This is a genomic window from Roseovarius sp. S88, assembly GCF_037023735.1.
Lineage (GTDB): Bacteria > Pseudomonadota > Alphaproteobacteria > Rhodobacterales > Rhodobacteraceae > Roseovarius > Roseovarius phycicola.
In genome coordinates this window covers 2,438,775-2,462,590 of sequence record NZ_CP146069.1, presented here as the reverse complement: position 1 = coordinate 2,462,590, position 23,816 = coordinate 2,438,775, and the positions used below count along the sequence as shown (strand labels likewise).

Annotated in this window: 22 protein-coding genes and 2 pseudogenes; all 24 read left to right on the top strand. The window is 59.4% G+C overall.

Features of this window, described 5'->3' with window-relative positions:
- The first annotated feature begins 48 nt into the window (after nucleotides 1–48).
- The 24 genes and pseudogenes from acuI (at nucleotide 49) to lpxC (ending at nucleotide 23,735) form a co-directional block, all read left to right on the top strand.
- Nucleotides 49–1,035 carry an acryloyl-CoA reductase gene (acuI, locus tag RZ517_RS12470; protein ID WP_338548529.1) on the top strand — a complete coding sequence of 329 codons (987 nt, stop codon included), beginning with the start codon at nucleotides 49–51 and terminating at the stop codon, nucleotides 1,033–1,035.
- A complete protein-coding gene (locus RZ517_RS12465) occupies nucleotides 1,022–1,528 on the top strand; it encodes a GNAT family N-acetyltransferase (RefSeq protein ID WP_338548528.1) in 507 nt (168 codons plus the stop codon). Before acuI ends, RZ517_RS12465 begins: the two co-directional genes overlap by 14 nt.
- A 10-nt stretch (nucleotides 1,529–1,538) precedes the next feature.
- Nucleotides 1,539–1,880: a RidA family protein gene (locus RZ517_RS12460; RefSeq protein WP_338551151.1), complete on the top strand. Its 342-nt coding sequence runs from the start codon at nucleotides 1,539–1,541 to the stop codon at nucleotides 1,878–1,880.
- Nucleotides 1,881–2,563: 683 nt separating this feature from the next.
- The gene (locus tag RZ517_RS12455; protein ID WP_338548527.1) at nucleotides 2,564–3,067 is read left to right on the top strand and encodes a division/cell wall cluster transcriptional repressor MraZ; all 504 of its coding nucleotides are present in this window, start codon (nucleotides 2,564–2,566) and stop codon (nucleotides 3,065–3,067) included.
- A gap of 21 nt (nucleotides 3,068–3,088) precedes the next feature.
- Nucleotides 3,089–4,054 (top strand): 16S rRNA (cytosine(1402)-N(4))-methyltransferase RsmH, encoded by a 966-nt coding sequence (gene rsmH, locus RZ517_RS12450; protein ID WP_422395538.1) that lies wholly within the window; start codon nucleotides 3,089–3,091, stop codon nucleotides 4,052–4,054.
- Nucleotides 4,054–4,401, top strand: a complete 348-nt coding sequence (ftsL, locus tag RZ517_RS12445; protein WP_338548525.1) for a cell division protein FtsL — start codon at nucleotides 4,054–4,056, stop codon at nucleotides 4,399–4,401. Before rsmH ends, ftsL begins: the two co-directional genes overlap by 1 nt.
- A complete protein-coding gene (locus RZ517_RS12440) occupies nucleotides 4,398–6,188 on the top strand; it encodes a peptidoglycan D,D-transpeptidase FtsI family protein (protein ID WP_338548524.1) in 1,791 nt (596 codons plus the stop codon). Before ftsL ends, RZ517_RS12440 begins: the two co-directional genes overlap by 4 nt.
- A 28-nt stretch (nucleotides 6,189–6,216) precedes the next feature.
- Nucleotides 6,217–7,719, top strand: coding sequence for a UDP-N-acetylmuramoyl-L-alanyl-D-glutamate--2,6-diaminopimelate ligase (locus RZ517_RS12435; protein ID WP_338548523.1), 1,503 nt, complete (start codon nucleotides 6,217–6,219; stop codon nucleotides 7,717–7,719).
- The gene (locus RZ517_RS12430; protein ID WP_338548522.1) at nucleotides 7,716–9,158 is read left to right on the top strand and encodes a UDP-N-acetylmuramoyl-tripeptide--D-alanyl-D-alanine ligase; all 1,443 of its coding nucleotides are present in this window, start codon (nucleotides 7,716–7,718) and stop codon (nucleotides 9,156–9,158) included. The genes RZ517_RS12435 and RZ517_RS12430 overlap by 4 nt, the downstream gene beginning before the upstream one ends.
- Nucleotides 9,159–10,241, top strand: a complete 1,083-nt coding sequence (mraY, locus tag RZ517_RS12425) for a phospho-N-acetylmuramoyl-pentapeptide-transferase (protein ID WP_338548521.1) — start codon at nucleotides 9,159–9,161, stop codon at nucleotides 10,239–10,241.
- On the top strand, nucleotides 10,241–10,660 hold the full coding sequence (locus RZ517_RS12420; protein WP_338548520.1) for an ACT domain-containing protein: 420 nt from the start codon (nucleotides 10,241–10,243) through the stop codon (nucleotides 10,658–10,660). Before mraY ends, RZ517_RS12420 begins: the two co-directional genes overlap by 1 nt.
- Nucleotides 10,657–12,053 (top strand): annotated as a pseudogene (gene murD, locus RZ517_RS12415) (UDP-N-acetylmuramoyl-L-alanine--D-glutamate ligase). The gene RZ517_RS12420 and the pseudogene murD overlap by 4 nt, the downstream one beginning before the upstream one ends.
- Before the next feature lie 150 nt (nucleotides 12,054–12,203).
- Nucleotides 12,204–13,370 carry a putative lipid II flippase FtsW gene (gene ftsW, locus RZ517_RS12410; protein ID WP_338548519.1) on the top strand — a complete coding sequence of 389 codons (1,167 nt, stop codon included), beginning with the start codon at nucleotides 12,204–12,206 and terminating at the stop codon, nucleotides 13,368–13,370.
- Nucleotides 13,371–13,420: 50 nt separating this feature from the next.
- Nucleotides 13,421–14,470: a UDP-N-acetylglucosamine--N-acetylmuramyl-(pentapeptide) pyrophosphoryl-undecaprenol N-acetylglucosamine transferase gene (locus RZ517_RS12405; protein WP_338551150.1), complete on the top strand. Its 1,050-nt coding sequence runs from the start codon at nucleotides 13,421–13,423 to the stop codon at nucleotides 14,468–14,470.
- Nucleotides 14,471–14,499: 29 nt separating this feature from the next.
- Complete coding sequence (gene murC, locus RZ517_RS12400; protein ID WP_338551149.1) at nucleotides 14,500–15,897, top strand: UDP-N-acetylmuramate--L-alanine ligase; 1,398 nt, start codon at nucleotides 14,500–14,502, stop codon at nucleotides 15,895–15,897.
- A gap of 2 nt (nucleotides 15,898–15,899) precedes the next feature.
- Nucleotides 15,900–16,151: a DUF2484 family protein gene (locus tag RZ517_RS12395; RefSeq protein WP_338548518.1), complete on the top strand. Its 252-nt coding sequence runs from the start codon at nucleotides 15,900–15,902 to the stop codon at nucleotides 16,149–16,151.
- Nucleotides 16,148–16,411: a DUF2484 family protein gene (locus RZ517_RS12390; RefSeq protein ID WP_338548517.1), complete on the top strand. Its 264-nt coding sequence runs from the start codon at nucleotides 16,148–16,150 to the stop codon at nucleotides 16,409–16,411. The genes RZ517_RS12395 and RZ517_RS12390 overlap by 4 nt, the downstream gene beginning before the upstream one ends.
- Before the next feature lie 18 nt (nucleotides 16,412–16,429).
- Entirely contained in the window at nucleotides 16,430–16,708 is a 279-nt protein-coding gene (locus RZ517_RS12385; protein WP_317057721.1) for a hypothetical protein, read from the top strand.
- Nucleotides 16,698–17,633: a UDP-N-acetylmuramate dehydrogenase gene (murB, locus tag RZ517_RS12380; RefSeq protein ID WP_338548516.1), complete on the top strand. Its 936-nt coding sequence runs from the start codon at nucleotides 16,698–16,700 to the stop codon at nucleotides 17,631–17,633. Before RZ517_RS12385 ends, murB begins: the two co-directional genes overlap by 11 nt.
- A 96-nt stretch (nucleotides 17,634–17,729) precedes the next feature.
- Nucleotides 17,730–18,608: a D-alanine--D-alanine ligase gene (locus RZ517_RS12375; protein ID WP_338551148.1), complete on the top strand. Its 879-nt coding sequence runs from the start codon at nucleotides 17,730–17,732 to the stop codon at nucleotides 18,606–18,608.
- Nucleotides 18,596–19,480, top strand: coding sequence for a cell division protein FtsQ/DivIB (locus RZ517_RS12370; RefSeq protein WP_338548515.1), 885 nt, complete (start codon nucleotides 18,596–18,598; stop codon nucleotides 19,478–19,480). Before RZ517_RS12375 ends, RZ517_RS12370 begins: the two co-directional genes overlap by 13 nt.
- A pseudogene (gene ftsA / locus RZ517_RS12365) lies at nucleotides 19,477–20,812 on the top strand (cell division protein FtsA). Before RZ517_RS12370 ends, ftsA begins: the two are co-directional and overlap by 4 nt.
- A gap of 186 nt (nucleotides 20,813–20,998) precedes the next feature.
- On the top strand, nucleotides 20,999–22,585 hold the full coding sequence (gene ftsZ / locus RZ517_RS12360) for a cell division protein FtsZ (protein ID WP_338548514.1): 1,587 nt from the start codon (nucleotides 20,999–21,001) through the stop codon (nucleotides 22,583–22,585).
- 226 nt (nucleotides 22,586–22,811) lie between these two features.
- Nucleotides 22,812–23,735: a UDP-3-O-acyl-N-acetylglucosamine deacetylase gene (gene lpxC / locus RZ517_RS12355; RefSeq protein ID WP_338548513.1), complete on the top strand. Its 924-nt coding sequence runs from the start codon at nucleotides 22,812–22,814 to the stop codon at nucleotides 23,733–23,735.
- Nucleotides 23,736–23,816 lie beyond the last annotated feature (81 nt).

Below are 23,816 nucleotides of genomic sequence, written 5' to 3'. Positions count from 1 at the left end.
AACGATGAAAGCAGGGCGTGGCTCTGCAAGGACAGGATGGAGAGCGATATGTTCAACGCATTGGTTGTTGAAAAGGACGAAGAGAGCGGCAAGACCTCGGCTGTGGTCAAGGAAATCAGTGACGCGGATTTGCCCGAGGGTAATGTGACCGTCGCCGTCGAATACTCGACAGTGAATTACAAGGACGGCCTGTGCATTGGGCCGGGCGGCGGATTGGTGCGCAGCTATCCGCATGTGCCGGGCATTGACTTTGCCGGAACCGTCGAGGCGTCTCAGGATGATCGGTACAAGCCCGGTGACAAGGTTGTTCTGACCGGCTGGCGTGTGGGCGAGGTGCACTGGGGCGGCTATGCCCAAAAGGCGCGGGTCAACGCCGACTGGCTTGTTCCTTTGCCAATGGGTCTTGATACACGCCAGGCGATGGCTGTGGGCACAGCCGGATTCACGGCGATGCTTGCAGTGATGGCTTTGGAAGATCACGGGATCAAGGATGGGCCGGTTTTGGTCACAGGCGCCGCTGGTGGCGTTGGGTCCGTGGCCACGGCCATTCTGGCCAATCTGGGTCATGAGGTGGCGGGTGTGACCGGACGGCCCGAGACGGCGGATTATCTTAAAAGCCTTGGGGCCACGCAGATCGTGGCACGCGAAGAGATCAACGAGACCACCAAGCGCCCGCTCGAGGCCGAGACCTGGGGCGGATGTGTGGATGCCGTGGGCGGCGAGATGCTGGCGCGCGCGCTTGGTCAGATCAAGTATGGCGGCAGTGTTGCGGCTGTGGGTTTGGCAGGGGGAGCAGGGTTGCCCGCCACGGTCATTCCGTTTCTCTTGCGCGGCGTGAATCTGTTGGGTATCGACAGTGTGATGCAACCCTATGAGAACCGCCTTCGCGCATGGGAGCGGATTGCCAAGGACCTGCCGATGGACAAGCTGGAGGCGATGATCCAGCCTGCGACGCTCGCCGATTTGCCGGGGTTGGGCGCGGACATACTCAAAGGTCAGGTCAAGGGCCGCGTGGTGGTGGATGTCAACGCGTGATGACCTAACGATAAGGCCAGTGCGCGACGATAACCGTGACGCGCTCTGGCCGATCCTGCGCGACGTGATCCGGCCCGGGGATACCTATGCCATTGATCCGGGTATCTCGCGTGAGGACATTCTGCACCTACGGTGCGATATGCCTGCGGCGAGCTATGTGGCCGAGCGGGATGGCGAGATCCTTGGCACCTATTACATCAAGACCAATCAGCAGGGCGGTGGTGCCCATGTCTGCAACTGCGGTTACATTACGGCACCGGCCGCACAGGGGCAGGGGATTGCCCGGGCGATGTGTGTTCACAGCCAGACTGCGGCGCGCGATTTGGGTTATGAGGCCATGCAGTTCAATTTTGTGGTCGCCAGCAATGTGGGGGCGATAGCGCTTTGGATAAAGCTGGGGTTTGAAACTGTGGGGCGGTTGCCGCGCGCGTTTCGACATCCCGAGCAGGGGCTGGTGGATGCGTTGGTGATGTTCAAGTGGCTTGGAGATTGAAGTGAAACGCATGCCCGGAGAGGCAATAGGCCGATGTTCTGCCGTACAAGCCGGTGGGCTGGCTTATATCGTTGCCACTGATCCGTTTTGCGCGGATGGGATTGCGGCGCAGACCGCAAATACGTTGGAGGAGCTTGATAGGCTTCTGCGCGAGGTCGGCAGCGACAAGACTCAGCTGCTTCAGGCGACGGTGTATCTGAGCGATATCGCCTTCAAACCAGAGATGGACGTCGAGTGGAACGATTGGATCGGTCCGGAGGCGAACTGGCCACAACGGGCCTGCGTAGGCGTGGCGCTGGATCCGGGGTATCTGATCGAAGTTGTGGTGACGGCCAGGTCGGTGGAAGAGTAAGCCCTCCGTTTGCAAGGTCTGACGCACCCAGTTTTCAGACATTTTGCGACTGAATTCCCCATCTGGATGGGATTGCCTGGAACCGAGTGGTGTTTGCGCCGGGAAATCATGGAATCTTCGATGGTCTGACGCGAATCACTTGTGGAATTTCAGGCGAATTTTTGATGTGAAATCAAAATGTTCTTGTTTTGATCTCATTTTGATTGTAGTGCTTTGAGAAATATCCGGGAAAATATGGGAATTTTTAGGAAAGGAAATTATTCACTATATGTTGTGTTAATAATTTATTTTTACCCCAAATTATGTGTTGTTTTACCCAATAGGTATACAAGATATTGTTTTGGGAGAGCTGAAAAAACCATATTCAGTAGCTATTCGGGTAAATTTTTATTGAGTTCCAGGAAGTACCATGTATTACTTCTTGCACGATGAGGACGGGATAAGAGGGGCATTTAGAACCCCGAAAAATTCCAAGTCAGGTTTCATACAGGCACCCGCTTCATCACAACGAGAGATCCGGCGCGCGGGCGAGCAGACATCCCCCCAGGTGGCGCGCGCAGCTGGACACCCCGCAAAGCGGGACGAGGGCGGCGGATTGGGCAGTGGCAGCAGCTCAATCCGTCGTTTCGTTTCAGGGGCTAAAAAAATCGAAACGGGGGCAGAACAAGAGGGGCAGGCGCGCAGTGACGCTGAGCTTCAGAGGCGAGTTTAACCAGAAGGTTGACGGCAAGGGTCGGATGTCGATCCCTGCCGATTTTCGCGCTGTGCTGGCCGATGGCGACCCGCGCTGCCCGGAAAACCCGTTGCCTCGCATGGTCGTGTTGCACGGACCCCATCTGAAGAATTGTCTACAGGCTTATACGATTGAGGCGATGGCCGAGATCGAGGCCGATATCCGTGCCATGCCGCGCGGGTCCGAGGCGCGTAAACGTGCCAGCAAGATGATCTTGGGCAAATCCTGGGATACCGAAATTGACAAGGACGGCCGGATTGTTCTGCCGCAGCGTTTGCGCCAGCAGATTGGGCTGGACGGCGAGGCAACGATGGTCGCCATGGGCGAGTATTTTGAGATCTGGAACGCCGACACCTATGAAGGCACGGAAGGGGCCGAGATGGAGGCCTGGCTGTCCGAGCAGTCGGATGACTTCGATCCCCTCACTCTGGTTTACCCACCGGGCGAGGATTGAGCGATGGGGAGTGCTGCCGCAATGTCCCCACATATCCCTGTGCTTATTGGGCCGCTTGTTGCGGCTGTTTCTCCGGTCTCGGGCCGCTGGCTTGACGGCACGTTGGGTGCAGGTGGCTATACGCGCGCCCTGCTGGAGGCGGGTGCCGATCATGTGACCGGTCTGGACCGCGATCCGCTGGCGATGGAGTTGGCTGCAAGTTGGGCCGCGGGGTATGACGACCGGATCACTTTGGTGCAGGGCGTCTTTTCCGAACTGGATCAGCACGGGCAAAACTTTGATGGCATCGTGCTCGACCTTGGTGTCTCATCCATGCAGCTTGATCAGGCGCAACGCGGCTTTTCCTTCATGAAAGACGGCCCGCTCGACATGCGTATGAGCCAGGATGGGCCAAGTGCGGCGGAGTTGGTCAACACGATGGAAGAGGCGGCGCTGGCCGATATTCTCTATCTTTATGGTGAGGAACGCGCCAGCCGCCGCATTGCGCGTGCCATTGTAACCAAACGCGCCGATGTGCCAATCGTTACGACGCTACAACTGGCGGAAATAATTGAGAGCGCTCTTCCCCGTGCCAAACCGGGTCAGGCGCATCCTGCGACCCGCAGTTTTCAGGCGATCCGCATTGCGGTGAACGATGAATATGGCGAGCTGGTTGAGGGTTTGCAGGCGGCAGAGCGCGCGCTCAAACCGGGTGGGCATCTTGCCGTGGTCACGTTTCATTCGATTGAAGATCGCATGGTGAAGCGGTTTTTGCAGATCAAGACCGGCTCTACTGGGCAGGGCAGTCGCCATGCCCCTGAAATGACCCGCGAGGCGCCGCAATTCACCCAAACCACCCGCAAGGCCATTGTGGCGGATGCGGATGAAATTGCTCAAAACCCCCGCGCGCGCAGTGCCAAGCTACGTGTGGCGACGCGTACGGATGAACCTGCGCGTCCGGTGGATCGCTCTGCCATTGGCATGCCGATTGCGAAAGGACGACACTAATGCGCTCTTTTTATTATGTAATGACCTCTCTCATGGTGATTGGGTTGGCCTTTTGGGCCTACCGGGAGAACTACGAGACGCAAGAGGCGCAGGCGCGGTCGGTTGAAGTGCAACAGCAAATCGCCGAGGCGCGTGAGAGGCTGCGGTTTCTCAATGCGGAATGGGCCTATTTGAACCGGCCTGAGCGGTTGCGGGACCTGGCCGAGATCAATTTCAAGCGGTTGGGGCTTTTGCCGCTGCAGCCCAATCAGTTTGGCAAAGTTGATCAGGTGTCGTTCCCGCGTGTCGAAGAACCGCTGGATATCTGGAGCACGGTTGAAGTGATGGACCGGGAGGCAGAGCAATGATCAGAACACCGTTGCGTCCGCTGGCACAAATCCTCAAAGCGCGGGATGCGGGGCAGAACCCTGATGCGATTGAACGCGAAAACATTCGCCTGCGGCACGAGGAAATGCGCGATCAGGCGCGTCAGCGCGCCGAAGGGCGGCTTTTGGTCATGGGCGTTTTCTTCACGCTTGCATTCCTTGTCATCGGCGCACGCATGGGGATCATGACGCAGTCAGAGCCGGTAGAGCCGCGTGCCGGTGTGGCCGGGGTCGAGATTCTGGCGCAGCGCGCGGATATCGTGGATCGCCATGGACGTATCCTTGCGACAAATTTTGAAACCCACAGCCTTTATGCGCAACCGCAGCAGATGGTTGAGCCGGAGCGCGCGGTCAAAGAACTGGTGGCGCTGTTTCCCGATCTGGATGAAAAGCGTTTGCTCAAGGACTTCACCGGAAGCCGTAAGTTCCTGTGGGTCAAAAAGAAACTCAGCCCGGAGCAGGTGCAGGCGGTGCACGATATTGGTGAGCCGGGGCTGCTCTTTGGACCGCGCGAGATGCGGCTTTACCCCAACGGACGGTTGGCGGCGCATGTCATGGGCGGGGCCAGCTTTGGCCGGGAAGGCGTGCATGCGGCCGAAGTGATTGGCGTGGCCGGTGTTGAAAAGTATTTTGACGACCGCCTGCGTGACCCTGCGTATGGCCATGAGCCGCTGACGCTATCGCTTGATCTGTCGGTGCAATCTGCGCTGGAGCGTGTGCTGCAGGGTGGCATGATGTTGATGAATGCCAAGGGTGCTGCGGCGGTCTTGATGAAGGTAGAGACGGGTGAGGTTCTGGCTGTGGCCAGCCTGCCGGATTTTGACCCCAATGATCGACCCCGTCCTCCGACCGAAGGCAATCCCGAGGACAGCCCGCTTTTTAACCGCGCTGTGCAGGGGGTGTATGAACTGGGCTCTGTGTTCAAGAGCTTCACCGTCGCGCAAGCGCTTGATTTGCGGTTGGTGAATCCGTCGACCATCATAGACACCAAAGGACCGCTGCGCTGGGGCAAGCACAAAATCCGCGATTTCCGCAATTACGGTCCCGAATTGTCGGTGACTGAGGTGATTGTGAAATCCTCCAACATCGGCACCGCGCGGATTGCCCAGATGATCGGGGCCAAACGCCAGCAGGATTTCCTGAAATCCTTGGGCCTGTTTGAAGCCACGCCCATCGAGATCGTTGAGGCCAAAGGCGGAGAGCCTCTTTTGCCGCCCAAATGGTCTGAGCTGTCGACCATGACCGTGGCTTATGGGCATGGTATGTCCACAAGCCCCATGCATTTGGCTGCCGGATATGCCACGCTGGCCAATGGTGGGTATCTGGTGAAACCGACCTTGCTCAAGCAGCCACGTAATCAACGCGGCCCGCAGGTGATGTCCAAGGCCGCAGCAGATCGCACGATGAAAATGCTGCGCGAAGTTGTGGGCGGCGGCACCGCCTCCTTCGGGGAAGTGCCGGGGTATGAGGTGGCGGGTAAGACCGGCACGGCGGATAAGCCCAAACCAAATGGCGGGTATTACGACGAGAAAGTACTGGCCACTTTCGCCAGTGTCTTTCCGGCCAGCAAACCGGAGTATGTGCTGGTCGTGACGCTGGATGAGCCGGTCGAAACCTCGGGCGATGAGCCACGCCGAACCGCAGGATGGACAGCCGTTCCCGTGGCGGCAGAGATCATCCGCCGGGTGGCGCCACTTTTGGGTTTGCGGCCCGAGTTTGAACCTGCCGTATTAGACGGTATAACGCTCACATCAGGGGCGACCCAATAGACAAAAGCTGAACTAAGGCTGGACAGAGGTGGTGGGGCAGAGCAAATCCTTGGCGGATCTGGGACTGACGGCGCAGCAAGGGCGGCGCGCCGATGTCACTGGGCTTGCGGTTGACAGTCGCGAGGTGAAAGAGGGCTATCTTTTTGCTGCCCTTCCGGGAAGCCGCGTGCATGGCGGTGAGTTCATCACCTACGCGTTGCGCATGGGGGCGGGGGCGATCCTGACCGATCCCGAAGGCGCACGTATTGCCGAAGCAGAGCTGGCCGAATGCGATGCCGCGCTGATCATTGCTGAAGATCCGCGCCAGACGCTTGCTTTTGCTGCCGCTCTTTGGTTCGAAGAACAGCCTGAAACCATGGTGGCCGTGACCGGCACCAACGGTAAAACCTCAGTGGCGAATTTCACCCGGCAGATCTGGATTGCGCTGGGGCTGGAGGCGGTCAATCTTGGCACCACGGGTGTGGAAGGCGCGTGGGAAGCACCGCTGGCCCATACAACACCGGAACCCATCACGCTGCATCGCGCGCTTGTCGGAGCGGCGCTGCATGGCATCACCCATGCGGCGATGGAAGCCTCCAGTCATGGATTGGAACAGCGCAGGCTTGATGGGGTGCGTCTTGCGGCTGCCGGGTTTACCAATCTGAGCCAGGACCATCTGGACTACCACAAGACGTTTGAAGCGTATTTTGAGGCCAAAGCAGGGCTTTTTTCGCGCGTGCTGCCTGAAGACGGGACAGCGGTCATCAACATAGACGACCCGCGCGGCGCGGACATGATTGAGGTGGCCAAGCGCCGGGGGCAGGATGTCATGCGCATCGGGTCGGCAGAAGGTGCGGACCTGCGCATTTTGGACAGGCGCTTTTCGCCCACCGGCCAAACGCTGCGCTTTGACTGGCGTGGTCAGGTGCACCAGGCTGAGGTCAATCTGATCGGTGGGTTTCAGACTGACAATGTTCTGATGGCTGCAGGGCTTGCGATTGCGGCGGGGGCTGATCCTGACCTGGTGTTCAACACGCTGCCGCGCATGGACACGGTTCGGGGACGGATGCAGCTTGCGGCCACGCGCAAAAACGGCGCGGCGGTGTTTGTTGATTACGCACATACACCTGATGCCGTGGCCACCGCGCTTCAAGCGTTCCGCCCGCATGTTCTGGGTCGGCTTGTGGCGATTGTGGGGGCAGGTGGAGATCGCGATCAGGGCAAAAGACCCCTGATGGGGGCCGCCGCCGCAGAGCACGCCGATCAGGTGATCGTTACGGATGATAACCCGCGCTCAGAGGATCCCGCCGTGATCCGGGCGGCTGTGATGGAAGGTGTGACCGAGGCAGGCGCGAGTGATCATGCGATGGAAGTGGGCGACCGTGCCGAAGCGATCCTGCGCGGCGTTGATGCGCTTGGGCCGGGAGATGCGCTTTTGATTTGCGGCAAGGGGCACGAAACGGGTCAGGTCATCGGCGATGACACCCTGCCATTTGATGATTGCGAACAGGCAAGTGTGGCTGTGGCCGCACTTGACGGGCTGGGCGTATGAGTCTCTGGACCGCAGCCGAGGCCGCAGCGGCCACAGGCGGGGAAAACACGCAGGATTGGTCGGCCTCGGGTGTTTCGATTGATACGCGCACGCTGAAGCCCGGCGATTTGTTCGTGGCGCTCAGGGATGTGCGCGACGGGCATGATTTTGTTGCACAAGCGCTTGCCAAGGGCGCGGCAGCGGCGCTGGTCAGCCATGTGCCTAAGGATGTGGACCCCGAGGCGCCGCTTCTGGTGGTGAAAGATGTTTTACCTGCGCTGGAGGCTTTGGGGCAGGCCGCGCGTGCAAGGACAGAAGCGCGTGTTGTTGCCGTGACCGGATCGGTGGGCAAGACTTCGACCAAGGACATGCTGCGCACGGTGCTGGCCGGACAGGGGCGGACGCATGCGGCAGAGGCCAGTTACAACAACCATTGGGGTGTTCCGCTGACGTTGGCGCGGATGCCCGTAGACACCGAATTCGCCGTCATCGAGATCGGCATGAACCATCCCGGAGAGATCGCACCTCTATCACGCATGGCGCGTCCACATGTGGCGATCGTCACCACCGTGGCACCTGCGCATCTTGAGGCGTTCGAGAATATCGAAGGCATCGCGCATGAAAAGGCGTCAATCTTTGAAGGGCTAGAGCCGAACGGCACGGCGATTGTGAATGGTGATGTGGACACAGCGGCAATCCTGCGCGAGACCGCAGAGCGCCTGGCCGGGACCGTGGTGTCCTTTGGCGAAAGTGAAGGTCTCAATTGGCAATTGAGGGACGTACAGGTCCACAACACCTCTACTGTGGCCAAGGCGCAGGTTTCAGGTGAACATGTACTCTTCAAGGTCGGCACACCCGGAGCGCACTTCGCCGCCAACGCGCTCGCCGTTCTGGCCGCCGTGGATGCCATGGGCGCAGACCTCGATGTTGCGGTGTCGGATCTGGGTCGCTGGCATCCGCCTTCGGGGCGCGGCACGCATGAGACGCTTTTGCTGGATGTGGCCGATGAGACGCTGACCATCGCGCTTATTGACGATGCGTTTAACGCCAACCCCGCCTCAATGGAGGCGTCGCTGGCGGTTTTGGCGGGAACGGTTCCCGAGGACGACATCGGGCGTGTCGCCGCGGGTCGCCGTATCGCGGTTTTGGGGGATATGTTGGAACTAGGCCCTGATGAGGCAGTGCTTCATGCCGATCTGGCCAATCTTCCAGCCATGCAAGAGCTTGACATTGTCCATTGTGTCGGGTCACGGATGCGCGCGCTTTACGATGCGCTGCCAGAGCGTAAGCGGGGACGCTGGGTGAACGAAGCCGAAGAGCTTGCAGCCCAGGCGGCCCGCTTGATTGATGCAGGTGACGTGATCCTGGTCAAAGGCTCCAAAGGCAGCCGGGTGAGCCGCGTGGTTGAGGCGCTCAGACGTGCAGCGCGCGGTGGGACGCGTGAAGAAGAGGATGTGTAGATGCTGTATTGGTTAACCGCGCTGTCGGACGGCGGGGATTTCTTCAACCTTTTTCGATACATCACGTTCCGTGCCGGAGGCGCTTTTCTAACGGCGCTCTTTTTCGGTTTTATGTTCGGCAAACCGCTGATCAACGTGCTGCGCCGCAAGCAGGGCAAGGGCCAGCCGATCCGGGATGACGGCCCCGAAAGCCATGTCGCCAAGTCGGGAACACCCACCATGGGCGGCTTGCTGATTGTGGGTGCACTTCTGACGTCGACATTGTTTTGGGCCAGGCTCGACAATCCTTTTGTGTGGCTGGTGCTTTTTGTCACTCTGTCCTTTGGTTTGATCGGCTTTTGGGACGACTATGCCAAGGTGTCCAAACAAACGGTAAAGGGCGCTCCGGGAAAGGTGCGTTTGGCGCTTGGTGTCGCGATTGCGGCGATCGCGTCATACTGGGCGACGATGTATCATCCCGAGGCCTTGCAATACCGCCTTGCCCTTCCGGTGTTCAAAGACACGCTGATCAATCTGGGCTTTTTCTTTATTCCATTTGCGATGTTCGTCATCGTGGGGGCGGCCAATGCCGTCAACCTGACCGATGGGCTTGATGGGCTGGCGATCATGCCGGTGATGATCGCAGCAGGTGCGCTGGGTGTGATTGCCTATGCCGTTGGGCGCGTGGACTTCACTGAATATCTAGACGTGCATTATGTGCCGGGTACAGGCGAGATCCTGATCTTTGTGGCGGGGCTCTTTGGCGGCGGGCTTGGCTTTCTGTGGTACAATGCTCCGCCTGCAGCGGTCTTTATGGGGGACACCGGTTCGTTGGCTTTGGGCGGTGCTTTGGGGGCCATTGCCGTGGCTTCCAAACATGAGGTGGTGCTGGCGATTGTAGGGGGGCTTTTTGTGGTCGAAGCGCTCAGCGTGATCATTCAGGTGCTCTACTTCAAACGAACCGGCAAACGCGTGTTTCTGATGGCACCCATCCACCACCATTTTGAAAAGAAAGGCTGGGCTGAGTCGCAGATCGTGATCCGGTTCTGGATTATTGCCCTCATCCTCGCGATGATCGGGCTGGCCACGTTGAAGGTGCGCTGATGACGTCGGGCGCGCCCATCAAGGACACGGCCGCCATGATCGCGGGCATGGCCCCGATGCGCGACCCGGAGACATGGTTCTTCTGCACGACAGACGACAAGAATTTGGCGGCCAAGGCTGTGCCTCATGCACTGACTGTGTTTGCTGAGGAAGAGGGACAGTCGCTGATCCTGCCAGAAGTTGCGGCACGGGATCTGGGCTTTGCGCTTGAGATGCCCATGACGCGCATCACGCTGTCGGTGCATTCGGCACTGGATGGCGTTGGCCTCACGGCGGCGGTGGCCTCAGCTTTGGCCGGAGCGCATATTCCCTGCAACATGGTGGCGGCCTATCATCATGACCATGCTTTTGTGCCCTCCGAATTGGCGGATCAGGCCATGGATGTTTTGCTTAAGCTGGCACAGGCAGGTGCGTCATGATTGCAGTGCAGGGCTTCAAAGATCAGAAAGTGGCCGTGCTGGGTCTGGGTCGCTCGGGGCTCTCGGCGGCGCGTGCGCTCAAGGCGGGCGGGGCAACACCCATCTGCTGGGACGACAACCCAGGTGCACGCGAAGCGGCGCATGAAGAGGGGTTTGATGTGGCCCCCCTCGGTCGCGCATCGGACTACGAGGGCATTGCGGCGCTGATCGTCAGCCCCGGCATTCCGCATCTTTATCCCGCACCCAACAAGGCCGTGGTGGCAGCACAAGCGGCGGGCGTGCCGGTGGACAACGATATCGGCCTATTTTTCCGGTCGCTGGCCACACAGGAGTGGGACAGTTTTGACACCGCGCCACGGGTGATCGCCATCACCGGATCAAACGGCAAATCCACGACTTCCGCGCTCATTCATCACGTACTGAGCGAGGCGGGACGCGACGCACAACTGGCCGGAAATATTGGCCGAGGTGTGCTCGATATCGACCCACCGCAGGATGGCGGTGTGGTGGTACTGGAACTCAGCAGCTATCAGACCGAACTCGCGCGCGCGCTCACGCCTGATGTGGCGGTGTTCACCAATCTCAGCCCTGATCATCTGGACCGCCACGGCGGCTTTGGCGGGTACTTCGCCGCCAAGCGCCGACTTTTTGCCGAGGGCGGACCAGATCGAGGGATCATTGGTGTTGATGAGGCCGAAGGACGCTTTTTGGCGGGGCAGCTCTCTGAGGGGCCGGGCGATGACCGGGTGATCCGCGTGTCGGTTGACGCCAAGCTGGACGGTCCTGGTTGGTCGGTTTTTGCACGCAAGGGTTTCTTGTCGGAGTACCGCAAGGGGCGACAGGCCGCTTCGGTGGACCTGCGTCCGATCAAAGGCTTGCCTGGGGTGCATAATCACCAAAATGCCTGTGCCGCTTTTGCGGCATGTCGGGCACTTGGGTTGGCACCGCGGATAATTGAAGACGCCTTTCACAGTTTCGCCGGTCTGCCGCACCGCAGCCAGATTGTGGCCGAGAAAGACGGTGTCACCTTCGTTAATGACAGCAAGGCCACAAATGTTGATGCGGCCCTTATGGCGCTTTTGGCGTTCAAGAACATCCGCTGGATTTGCGGGGGCTTGAAAAGGACGGCGGGCTGGCCGGGCTGAAACCTGGCCTGCGCAACGTGACCAAATCGTATGTGATCGGGCGCGAGGCGGATGTGTTTGCGCTTCAGCTGGGTGATACTGAAGCTGAGACCTGCACCACAATGGCGCGCGCTGTGGCGCGTGCTGTAGAAGAGGCGCAGCCAGGCGATACGGTGCTTCTGGCCCCGGCGGCGGCCAGTTTTGATCAATATGACAGCTTTGAGAAACGCGGTGAGGATTTTATTGCCGAGCTGCGCGCCCGGCTTTGAGTGGCGGCTTTTGGGTACTTTTCACAAGAAAGAAGCCGGAATTCGCCTAGACCCGTGTTCAAAAAGGCTGGCAGCAGGCGCATAAATTCGGTACACTGATAGGAACAGACCCCATAAGGGGCGTTTTGAGGCAGTGTTCGGCGGTTTTAAATGACAGAGATGGTGTATGGCACGCATCCCGCGCGGGAAGTGGAGCCGATTCTTCCAAAATGGTGGCGGACGATCGACAAGTGGTCAATGTCCTGTGTGCTGATGCTCTTCGGTGTTGGCTTGCTGTTGGGTTTTGCGGCCTCGCCGCCCCTGGCCGAAAAAAACGGATTTGAGCCGTTTCATTATGTCCAGAGGCAAGCAACCTTTGGGTTTGTCGCCCTTCTGGCGATGGTATTGACCTCGATGATGCGGCCCTCACTTGTGCGGCGCTTGGCGATCCTTGGGTTCATCGCAGCTTTTGTGGCACTGGCTTTTTTGCCGTTCTTTGGCACGGATTTCGGCAAGGGGGCTGTGCGATGGTACAGCTTGGGCTTTGGGGCCATTCAGCCTTCGGAGTTTCTCAAGCCCGGGTTTGTCGTTGTGGCAGCCTGGCTTATTGCGGCCGGGCAGGAGATCAACGGCCCACCGGGCATGCGTATGAGCTTTGTTCTGACGATCATGATTGTCCTGATGCTGGCTGTGCAGCCTGATTTTGGGCAGGCTTGTTTGGTGCTCTTTGGGTGGGGTGTAATGTATTTTGTCGCCGGTGCGCCCATCTTGTTGTTGGTGGTCATGGCGGCCCTTGTGGTTGGCGCGGGCTCGCTGGCCTATACCAATTCCGAGCATTTCGCACGCCGGATTGATGGGTTTCTGTCACCCGAAGTCGACCCCAACACTCAGCTTGGCTTTGCGACAAACGCCATCCGCGAAGGCGGGTTCTTTGGGGTTGGCGTAGGCGAAGGATCGGTCAAATGGTCACTGCCGGATGCGCACACCGATTTCATCATCGCCGTGGCGGCTGAAGAATATGGGCTGGTGCTCGTGCTCTTCATTATTGCGCTCTATGTGACCATCGTCGTGCGGTCGCTCACTCGTCTGATGCGGGAGCGTGACACATTTATTCGTCTGGCAGGTACCGGGCTGGTGGCAATCCTTGGCGTGCAGGCGATGATCAATATGGGCGTTGCGGTACGGCTTTTGCCAGCCAAGGGTATGACCTTGCCATTCGTGAGCTACGGTGGCTCTTCGCTGGTGGCGATGGGGATAGCCGTGGGCATGCTCTTTGCCTTCACCCGCGCGCGCCCTCAGGGTGAAATCAACGATATCCTGCGCGGACGGGTTCGGTGAGTGACAAGCAGCCTCTGTTGGTGATCGCCGCCGGCGGCACTGGCGGGCATATGTTTCCCGCCCAATCGCTGGCCGAGGTGATGCTGCGACGGGGCTGGCGCGTGCGGCTCTCGACCGATGCGCGCGGGGCGCGATACACGGGCGGTTTTCCTCATAGCACGGAGGTAGAACAGGTCGCTTCTGCCACTTTTGCGCGGGGCGGTTTGGTCAACAAAATTCTGGCACCGCTGCATATTGCGGGTGGTGTGATGGGTGCGGCGCTGCGTATGGCGCGAACAAAGCCCGATGTGGTGGTCGGTTTCGGCGGTTATCCCACGATCCCCGCGCTGAGTGCAGCCACGATCCTGCGTCTGCCGCGGATGATCCACGAGGCCAATGGCGTACCGGGGCGGGTGAACCGGCTTTTTGCCAAAAGGGTTGACCGTGTGGCTTGTGGAGTGTGGCCCACGACCTTGCCGGACGGCGCAGAGGCGGTGCATGTCGGCAACCCTGTGCGGCTTGCGGTGCTGGAGCGCGCGGCGGCGGGCTATATTCCTCCGGGAGACTATCCGATGTCGATCCTTGTGATCGGTGGCAGTCAGGGCGCGCGTATTCTGAGTGACGTGATCCCGCCGGCGATTGCCGCGCTGCCGTCGGGCATGCTGCGCAACATTCGCGTGAGCCATCAGGCGCGAGACGAGGATCAGGCGCGCGTGGCCCAGTTTTATGCCGATCAGGGCATCAATGCCGATGTCGAACCCTTCTTTCGCGATTTACCTAACCGCATGTCAGAAGCGCAACTGGTGATCAGCCGGGCGGGGGCATCTTCGGTGGCCGACATTTCGGTGATTGGCCGGCCCTCGATCCTGATCCCCTACGCGGCGGCCGCAGATGATCATCAAACCGCCAATGCCAAAGGGTTGTCCGGGGCAGGGGCCGCCATTATCATTCCGGAATCGCGGCTGGACATCGACACGGTTTCAGAGCAGATAGCCACGGTGCTGAACTCGCCCGAGGGCGCGTTGCAGATGTCACAGGCCGCGTTGAGCGTGGCTATGCCGGACGCGCCACAGCACCTGGCGGATATGGTAGAAGAACTTGCCAGGAGCAGAACGACATGAGGGACCTTTCACTTGAAGGAGCCAAACCGATGAACGCAGCCACCAAGCTTCCGGGCGATGTGGGGCCGATCCACTTTGTGGGCATCGGCGGCATTGGCATGTCGGGTATTGCCGAGGTGTTGTTGAACCACGGGTATGTGGTGCAGGGCTCAGACCTGAAACGCTCCAAGATTACCGACCGGTTGGAGGCGCAAGGGGCGACGGTCTTTGAAGGTCAGGTCGCAGAGAACCTCGAAAATGCTGAAGTTGTGGTCATCTCAAGCGCCATAAAACCGGGCAATGCGGAACTGGATGAGGCGCGCAAGCGTGGTCTGCCAGTGGTGCGGCGTGCCGAGATGCTTGCTGAGTTGATGCGGCTCAAATCCAACGTCGCGGTCGCGGGGACCCATGGCAAGACAACCACTACGACCATGGTCGCCGCAGTGCTGGACCACGGTAAATTCGACCCCACGGTGATCAATGGCGGCATCATCCATGCCTACGACTCCAACGCGCGTGTGGGGCAGGGCGAATGGATGGTGGTGGAGGCCGATGAAAGCGACGGGACCTTTAATCGTCTGCCCGCGACCATTGCGATTGTCACCAATATCGACCCGGAGCATATGGAGCATTGGGGCACTGAGGAAAACCTGCATCAGGGTTTCCTCGATTTTGTCTCGAACATCCCGTTCTACGGTCTGGCGATCTGCTGTACCGATGATCCGGATGTGCAGACGCTTGTGGGCAAAATCAGCGACCGGCGCGTGGTAACGTTCGGGTTTAATGCGCAGGCCGATGTGCGGGCGATGAACCTGACCTATAAGGCCGGTGTGGCGCATTTTGACGTGGCACTGCAGGCCGAGGATAAAGTTATCGAAGGCTGCAGCTTGCCGATGCCGGGGGATCACAACGTGTCAAATGCGCTGTCGGCGGTGGCTGTGGCGCGTGCGCTTGGCATGAAGCTTGAGGAAATCCGCGAAGCACTTGCGGCGTTCGGGGGGGTGAACCGTCGGTTCACCCGCGTGGGTGAGGTGAATGGCGTAACCATCATCGACGATTATGGCCACCACCCGGTGGAAATCGCCGCCGTATTGAAAGCAGCACGCCAAGCCACCGAGGGGCGCATCATCGCGGTGCATCAGCCGCATCGCTACACGCGCCTGTCTGATTTGTTTGACGACTTTTGCGCCTGTTTCAACGACTCCGATGTGGTGGCGATTGCCGAGGTCTTTGCCGCGGGCGAAGATCCCATTCAGGGGGCAAGCCGTGATGATCTGGTTGAGGGTCTCATTCGCCATGGCCATCGCCATGCGCGTGCGATTCTGGGTGAGGATGATCTGGAACGACTGGTCCGCGAACAGGCTCGCCCTGGAGATATGGTTGTTTGTCTGGGGGCCGGTACGATCAGCGCCTGGGCCAACGGGTTGCCAGAGCGGTTGAAGGCGTAGCTTTGTCGCTTTTGGTCATATCCGGTCTCTGGGTGATCGCTGCGACCATCGTGGCGTTTCTGCCCATGCGGTATCAATACACTCCCGGTATTGCGCTTTTACTCGCCGCGCCGGTCCTCATCTACATGATTGGCCGTGATTTTGGGCTTTTGGTGGGCGCGCTGGCGCTTTTCGCCTTTCTCTCCATGTTTCGCAATCCGCTGCGCTATTTTTGGAAACGCGCTTTGGGGCAAAAGCCGGAGGTGCCAAAGTGAACCTTTCATTGATCCTCGCCTGCCTCTGGGCCATTGCGGCCAACGTGCTGGCCATGATCCCAAGCAAAGATAACCTGTGGTTTCGCGCATATGTTCTGATCGGCATAGGCATCCCGCTTTTGGGCTATGTGGTGTATCAGAACGGGCCTTGGGTGGGGCTGTTTGTCCTGGCTGCGGGTATGAGCCTCTTGCGCTGGCCGATTGTTTATCTGGGACGTTGGGCTAGACGCATGCTGGGACGCGGCAAAGAACAGTCCTAGCGGTTCGGGAGAAAGACATTGGTTATTGTGGGCCTTGTTCTTGCCATTGCTGTGGGGGTTTTGCTGCCTGCTGTGATCAGCGCTTTGTCCATCCGTCATAGGAGAGGCTGGATTGCGGGGCTGATGGGTGTGGGGTGTTTGATCGGACTTGTTGTGAACAACGCGGCCTCAAATGCCCCCAGTTTCGAAGCCATCGACAATATGGTCCTATCGGCTTTTGTCTTTGGGCCTGCGCTTGCCGGAACCCTGGCAGGTGCGGCGTTTGGCTGGTGGAAATGGCGGCGCAATGACGGCTGATTTACCCACACCACGCGGTAAGCTGACACCAGATCGCAGTCTGGCTGATCTGACCTGGCTGCGTGTCGGAGGGCCTGCGGACTGGCTGTTTCAACCGGCTGACGAGGATGATCTTGCGGCGTTTCTGGGAGAGCTTGATCCTGCCGTTCCTGTTTTTCCGATGGGGGTGGGATCAAACCTGATCGTCCGCGATGGCGGTCTTCGGGCCGTAGTGATCCGCCTCGGGCGCGGCTTTAATGCCATCGAGATTGATGGCACGCGGGTCACAGCCGGAGTGGCCGCGCTTGATGCGCATGTCGCCAAACGTGCGGGTGAAGCAGGCATTGACCTGACCTTCCTGCGCACCATTCCCGGCGCCATCGGCGGAGCCGTGCGCATGAATGCGGGCTGCTATGGGTCATATGTTGCCGATCATTTTGTTTCTGCGCGGGCCGTTACGCGGGCGGGCGAGGTTGTGACGCTGACTGCCGACGACCTGAATTTCCAATACCGCCAGACTGATCTGCCCGAGGGCTGGGTGATCACTCAGGCGACCTTTGAAGGGACCAAAGGCGATCCGCAAGAGCTTGCCGACTGTATGGAAGCACAGCTTAAAAAGCGCGACGAAACCCAACCCACAAAGGACCGTACGGCCGGATCGACCTTTCGCAATCCGGCTGGATTTTCCAGCACAGGGCGGGCGGATGATCGCCATGATCTCAAAGCATGGAAGGTGATTGACGAGGCAGGAATGCGGGGCGCAACACGCGGCGGCGCGCAGATGAGTCCCAAACATCCCAATTTCCTCGTGAATACTGGAAACGCCACCGCCGCCGAGCTCGAAGGATTGGGCGAAGAGGTGCGAAAAAGGGTTTTCGAATCCAGTGGAATAGAGTTACATTGGGAAATTATGAGGGTTGGCGAAACGACCCCGTCCGACACTTGAGGCGGACCCAACAAAACAAGGGCTGAAAACAGCCCGAATATTTGAGGCAGTACGGTGGTTTCTTCGAGCGGAAACACCCCGACTGTTGCGGTGATTATGGGCGGCCCCTCGGCTGAGCGCGAGGTGTCGCTGTCGACAGGCAAAGAGTGCGCCGCGGCACTTCGGGAGGCAGGATTTAAGGTGGTCGAGGTCGATGCAGGCCGCGATCTCGCTGCGCGTCTTGCCGAGATTTCTCCTGATGTCGTGTTCAACGCCTTGCATGGTCGCTGGGGTGAGGACGGTTGCGTGCAGGGCATTCTCGAGTGGATGCGTATTCCCTACACCCATTCCGGTGTGCTGGCCTCGTCACTGGCCATGGACAAGCAGAAAAGCAAAGAGGCGTACCGCGCAGTGGGCTTGCCGGTTGTTGAGAGCGTGATTGCGCCACGTGATGAGGTGCGCACGCGCCATGTGATGGCCCCGCCTTATGTGGTCAAACCCAACAATGAAGGCTCTTCGGTTGGCGTTTATCTGGTGCACGAGGAGGCCAACGGCCCGCCGCAGCTTGGCGATGATATGCCGGGCGAAGTCATGGTTGAGGCCTTTGTGCCGGGGCGTGAGCTGACCACCTCGGTGATGGGCGACCGGGCCTTGGGTGTGACCGACATCATCACCGAGGGCTGGTACGATTATGACGCCAAATACAAGGAAGGCGGCTCGCGCCATGAAGTGCCGGCAAAGGTCCCGGATGAGATTACAGCCGCCTGCGAAGACTACGCTTTGCGTGCCCATGCCGCTTTGGGGTGTCGTGGGCTGAGCCGGACGGATTTCCGCTGGGACGAAACACGGGGACTGGATGGTCTAATCCTGCTTGAGACCAACACGCAGCCCGGCATGACGCCCACATCGCTCAGCCCGGAACAGGCGCAGGTGGCGGGTATTTCTTTCCCCGATTTGTGCAAATGGCTGGTGGAGGACGCATCATGCGACAGGTGAAGCGACCCAAGCTGCGCCTCGATCCCGCGCCGTCACGCTGGTCTTATCGGTATCAGCGCCTGATGCTGACGCCGCTTTTCCGCAAAATGCTGTTCCTGGGTTTGCCGTTGGGTATCTCTCTGGGCCTTGCTGCGGCTTATCTGGCCCAGCCTGAGCGCCGTGAGGCGATTGCGCAGGCCTACACGGATATACGTGAGCAGATCGAGACGCGGCCCGAGTTTATGGTCAATCTTCTGGCGATCGAAGGAGCAAGCCGCGACATCGAAGACGATATCCGAGAGATTTTCCCGCATGATCTGCCGTCCAGCTCTTTTGACATTGATCTGGAGGCTGTGCGCGAGATGATCGTGGGTTTACCCGGCGTGGCGGATGCCCATGTGCGCATCCGGCAGGGCGGTGTCATGGTGGCGGAGGTGTCTGAACGTGTGCCGGTTGTGATCTGGCGGACACGTGACGGGCTGGGCTTGGTGGATGCAGAAGGCATCCTTATCGGCGAGATTGATTTTAGAGCCGCGCGCGCTGACTTGCCGGTCATTGCCGGGGAGGGGGCCGACCGCCATGTGCCCGAGGCTCTGGCGCTGATCCAGGCCGCGCGCCCTTTGGGGCATCGGCTGCGCGGGCTGGTGCGCATCGGCGAACGCCGCTGGGACGTGGTGCTGGATGGCGGTCAACGCGTCCTGTTGCCTGAGGCCGCACCAGTGCGCGCCCTGGAGCGGGTGATCGTGCTGGACGATGTGCAGGACATGCTGTCGCGCGATCTGGTGGCGGTCGACATGCGTCTGAATGCGCGGCCCACACTTCGGATGAACACAACAGCAACAGAAGACTGGTGGCAGGCCAAAGGCCTGAACTTGGGGATAAACGCAGAATGATTGAACTATACGATTCACAGCGGGCTATGCGGAACATGCGCCGGGCAGCGATGCAGCGCGGTGTTGTGGCGGTGCTGGACGTGGGAACGTCCAAAATCGCCTGTCTTGTGTTGCGTTTTGATGGATCAGACCGGTTGCATGAGGCCGAAGGTATCGGCGCGCTGGCAGGGCAGGCAGGGTTCCGTGTCATCGGTGCTGCGACCACGCGTTCGCGTGGCGTGCGCTATGGCGAGGTCGCCACGATGGGCGAGACCGAGCGCGCCATTCGCACGGCGCTTCAGGCGGCGCAGAAGATGGCCAATATCCGCGTGGATCACGTGATTGCCTGTTTCTCGGGCGCGACACCGCGCAGCTATGGGCTGGCCGGGCAGGTGGTCATCGAGGACACGATGGTGTCAGAACAGGATATCAGCCGCGTTCTTTCGGCCTGTGACGTGCCAGACTATGGCGAAGGGCGCGAAGTGCTGCATGCGCAGCCGGTGAATTTCGCGTTGGATCATCGCTCTGGTTTGATCGACCCACGCGGTCAACTGGGACAGGACCTGGCCGTTGACATGCATATGCTGACCGTGGATGGCACAGCGGTGCAGAACCTGGCGCATTGTATCAAACGCTGCGATCTCGAACTCGCGGGGCTGGCCAGCTCGGCCTATGTCTCGGGCATTTCAGCGCTGGTCGAAGACGAACAGGAACTTGGTGCCGCTTGCATCGATCTTGGCGGTGGCAGTGCAGGCGTGTCGATCTTCATGAAGAAACACATGATCTATTCCGACAGCGTGCGCATTGGCGGCGAGCATGTGACAGGTGATATCTCAATGGGCCTGCAGGTGCCTCAAGCCACTGCAGAGCGAATCAAGACCTTTTATGGCGGCGTGGTGGCCACCGGCATGGATGACCGCGAGATGATCGAGATCGGCGGTGAAACCGGCGATTGGGAGCATGACCGTCGTACCGTGAGCCGTGCAGAGCTGATTGGCATCATGCGACCCCGCGTGGAGGAAATCCTTGAAGAGGTGCGCGCACGGCTGGATGCTGCGGGGTTCCAGCATCTTCCTAGCCAGCAAATTGTGCTCACCGGCGGTGGCAGCCAGATCCCTGGGCTCGACGGGCTTGCCACACGCATCCTTGGCCAGCAGGTGCGACTCGGTCGGCCATTGCGCGTGCATGGCTTGCCGCAGGCGGCCACGGGTGCGGGATTCGCCAGCGCTGTGGGCATGTGTCTGTTCGCTGCAGAATCCCCAGGATGAGTGGTGGGATTTTGAAATTCCTGTGGATCGCTACCCGGCGCGGTCCCTCAAGCGGGCGGTAAAATGGTTCAAGGACAACTGGTAACCGCAATATCTGGAGGTTTCGGCGAAATCCCGCGACTGTGGATAAGTTTTCCACCAGATTTTGTGTCATTTTTGTGTTTTTGGGGTGACGTAGACGTTAACCAAATGTAGTATCGCGGCAGATTGGCGGAGTCGGGGCTGCCATTTGCGGACCCTAAAAACAGGCATTCAGAAAGCGGACGGAGCAATGACATTACATCTCAGCATGCCAGGTCAGGACAATGACCTGAAACCAAGGATCACCGTATTTGGTGTGGGCGGCGCAGGCGGAAACGCCGTGAACAACATGATCGAAAAAGCGCTGGAAGGCGTGGATTTCGTCGTGGCGAACACGGATGCGCAGGCTCTGTCGCAATCGAACGCCAATGCACGTATTCAGCTGGGTGTGAAAGTGACCGAAGGGTTGGGCGCAGGGGCAAAGGCCGCTGTCGGCGCGGCTGCCGCTGAGGAAAACATTGAACAGATCGTCGATCACCTGGCGGGGGCGCATATGTGCTTCATTACCGCTGGCATGGGCGGCGGCACCGGGACAGGGGCGGCGCCGATTATTGCTCAGGCAGCACGTGAACTTGGTGTGCTAACTGTCGGTGTTGTAACGAAACCTTTCCAGTTTGAAGGCGCAAAACGCATGCGTCAGGCTGAGGAAGGCGTGGAGCAGCTCCAAAAGATGGTCGACACGCTGATCATCATCCCCAATCAAAACCTGTTCCGCCTGGCCAACGAAAAGACAACGTTCACCGAAGCGTTCAGCCTAGCCGATGATGTTCTCTATCAGGGTGTCAAAGGCGTGACGGACCTGATGGTGCGTCCGGGTCTGATCAATCTTGACTTTGCCGATGTCCGCGCGGTGATGGATGAGATGGGCAAGGCCATGATGGGCACCGGCGAGGATGCTGGCGAAGAGCGTGCCGTGCAAGCCGCAGAGAAAGCGATCGCCAACCCGCTTCTGGACGAGATCAGTCTGCGCGGGGCCAAAGGTGTCCTCATTAATATCACTGGCGGTCATGACCTGACGCTCTTTGAACTTGATGAGGCGGCCAACCGCATTCGCGAAGAGGTGGATGCCGATGCCAACATCATCGTTGGCTCGACGCTGGACCCAAGCATGGATGGCTTGATGCGTGTGTCTGTGGTTGCCACGGGCATTGACGCCTCGGTTGATCATTCCGACGTTCCGGTGCCGCGTCGCTCGATGGCCGAGCCTCTGGCCCCGGCCGCTGCGGCTGCAGTCCCGGACGAGGTGGCGGCAGAGCTGCCAGCACAAGACGTGGCGGCCACAACGGAAGAGCCGAACCTGTTCCACGGCTTTGACGCACAACGCGCCGCCGCGGAAGATCAGATGGAAGACATCTTTGAACCAGCGCCGGCCACGGCAGATGATGGTTTGCCTCCGCCGGCCTACACGCCTGCGCCGGAGCAACCTGCGTTTGTCGCAGAAACCCCGAACGAAGAGTTTGTGGCGCCACGCGCGCCATCGGCCGGAACGCCATCGCCCGAGGCCATGGCTCGTCTGCAAGCTGCTGTTCAACGCGCCCCGGCGGCGTCCCTCGCAGCGGCGCCTGCCGCAGCAGAACCGCAAGCGGAAAAGCCACGGTTTGGGATTAACTCGCTGATCAACCGCATGACAGGCCACGCTGCTGAAAGTGCTCCCGAAGCACCGCGTCAGACGCGCCAGCAACCGCCGGTTCAGTCCACCCAGGCGGCTCCGGAGCCGCGTGCGGAGGAAGAGGATCAGATTGAAATCCCGGCTTTCCTGCGGCGCCAAGCGAATTAACGCGCGTCAATTTAGACAAGTTTTTCTGAGAACGGGCTGCGGCAAGCGGCCCGTTTTTCTTTTGAAAACAACGATGTGAGCACAGGAAAACTGTCCTCGGCGATTTTTCGCCGCGATGACGCTGGGGCATGTTTCAACACGTTGCAAAGAGTGAATTGAGCAATGCCGCAGCTGCACATACACATGCAAGTGCCTTCAAATCGAGGGTGTGGGACAGAGGTTTGTCGTGCAGACAACGATTAACATTCCAGCGACGTTTGAGGGCGTCGGCTTGCACTCGGGCGAGCCGTGCTCAATGACGATTCGCTCGGCGGGCGTCGATCATGGCATCGTCTTCCGCCGCATGGATGTGTCTGCCGATCAACAAGACTTGCCTGCTATCTGGGACAAGGTGAATCAATCGCCGCTCTGCACACGTTTGCAGAACGATGCCGGTGTGACCCTGTCCACCATCGAACATATTATGGCGGCCTTGTGTGGCTGTGGCGTTCATAACGCGCTGATCGAAGTGTCCGGCCCTGAAGTGCCGATCCTCGACGGCAGCTCTGCGAAGTTTGTTCAGGGTATACTTGCGGCTGGTGTTCTTCCGCTTGATGCGCCGATCAAGGCGCTACGGGTGCTCAAACCGGTTGAAGTCCGTCGCGGTGATGCACTGGCGCGGCTGTTGCCGAATGACACTCTGACCATCGAATTCAAAATCGAGTTTGAAGATTCGGCGATTGGCGCGCAGAGCAAAGTGCTCAATATGGCCAACGGAAGCTTTGTTCGTGAGCTGTCAACTTCGCGCACCTTCTGCCGTCAGGCGGATGTTGACGCTATGCAGGCGAATGGCTTGGCTCTGGGCGGAAGTTCAGGTGAAAACGCAGTTGTTTTTGATGGTGATCGCGTCGTCAGCCCCGGTGGTTTGCGTCAACCAGACGAACCTGTACGCCACAAGATGCTGGATGCTCTGGGCGACCTGGCTTTGGCAGGCCTGCCGATTCTGGGGCATTATCAGGGTGAGCGCGCGGGTCATGCACTGACCAATGATCTTCTGCGGGCGCTTTTTGCCGATCCAGAAGCGTTTGAGGTGGTCACATGTGACGCCGCAATGGCGGCACGTTTGCCAGGGGCTGGTGTGCATTGGGGCGAAATCCCCGAGGTTGCGTGACCTTACATCACATCTGATACAGCAAATGTGCCAAAGACGTTTTGCACCGCAAAATTATATGCTAGGACGCCAAAGGGCAGG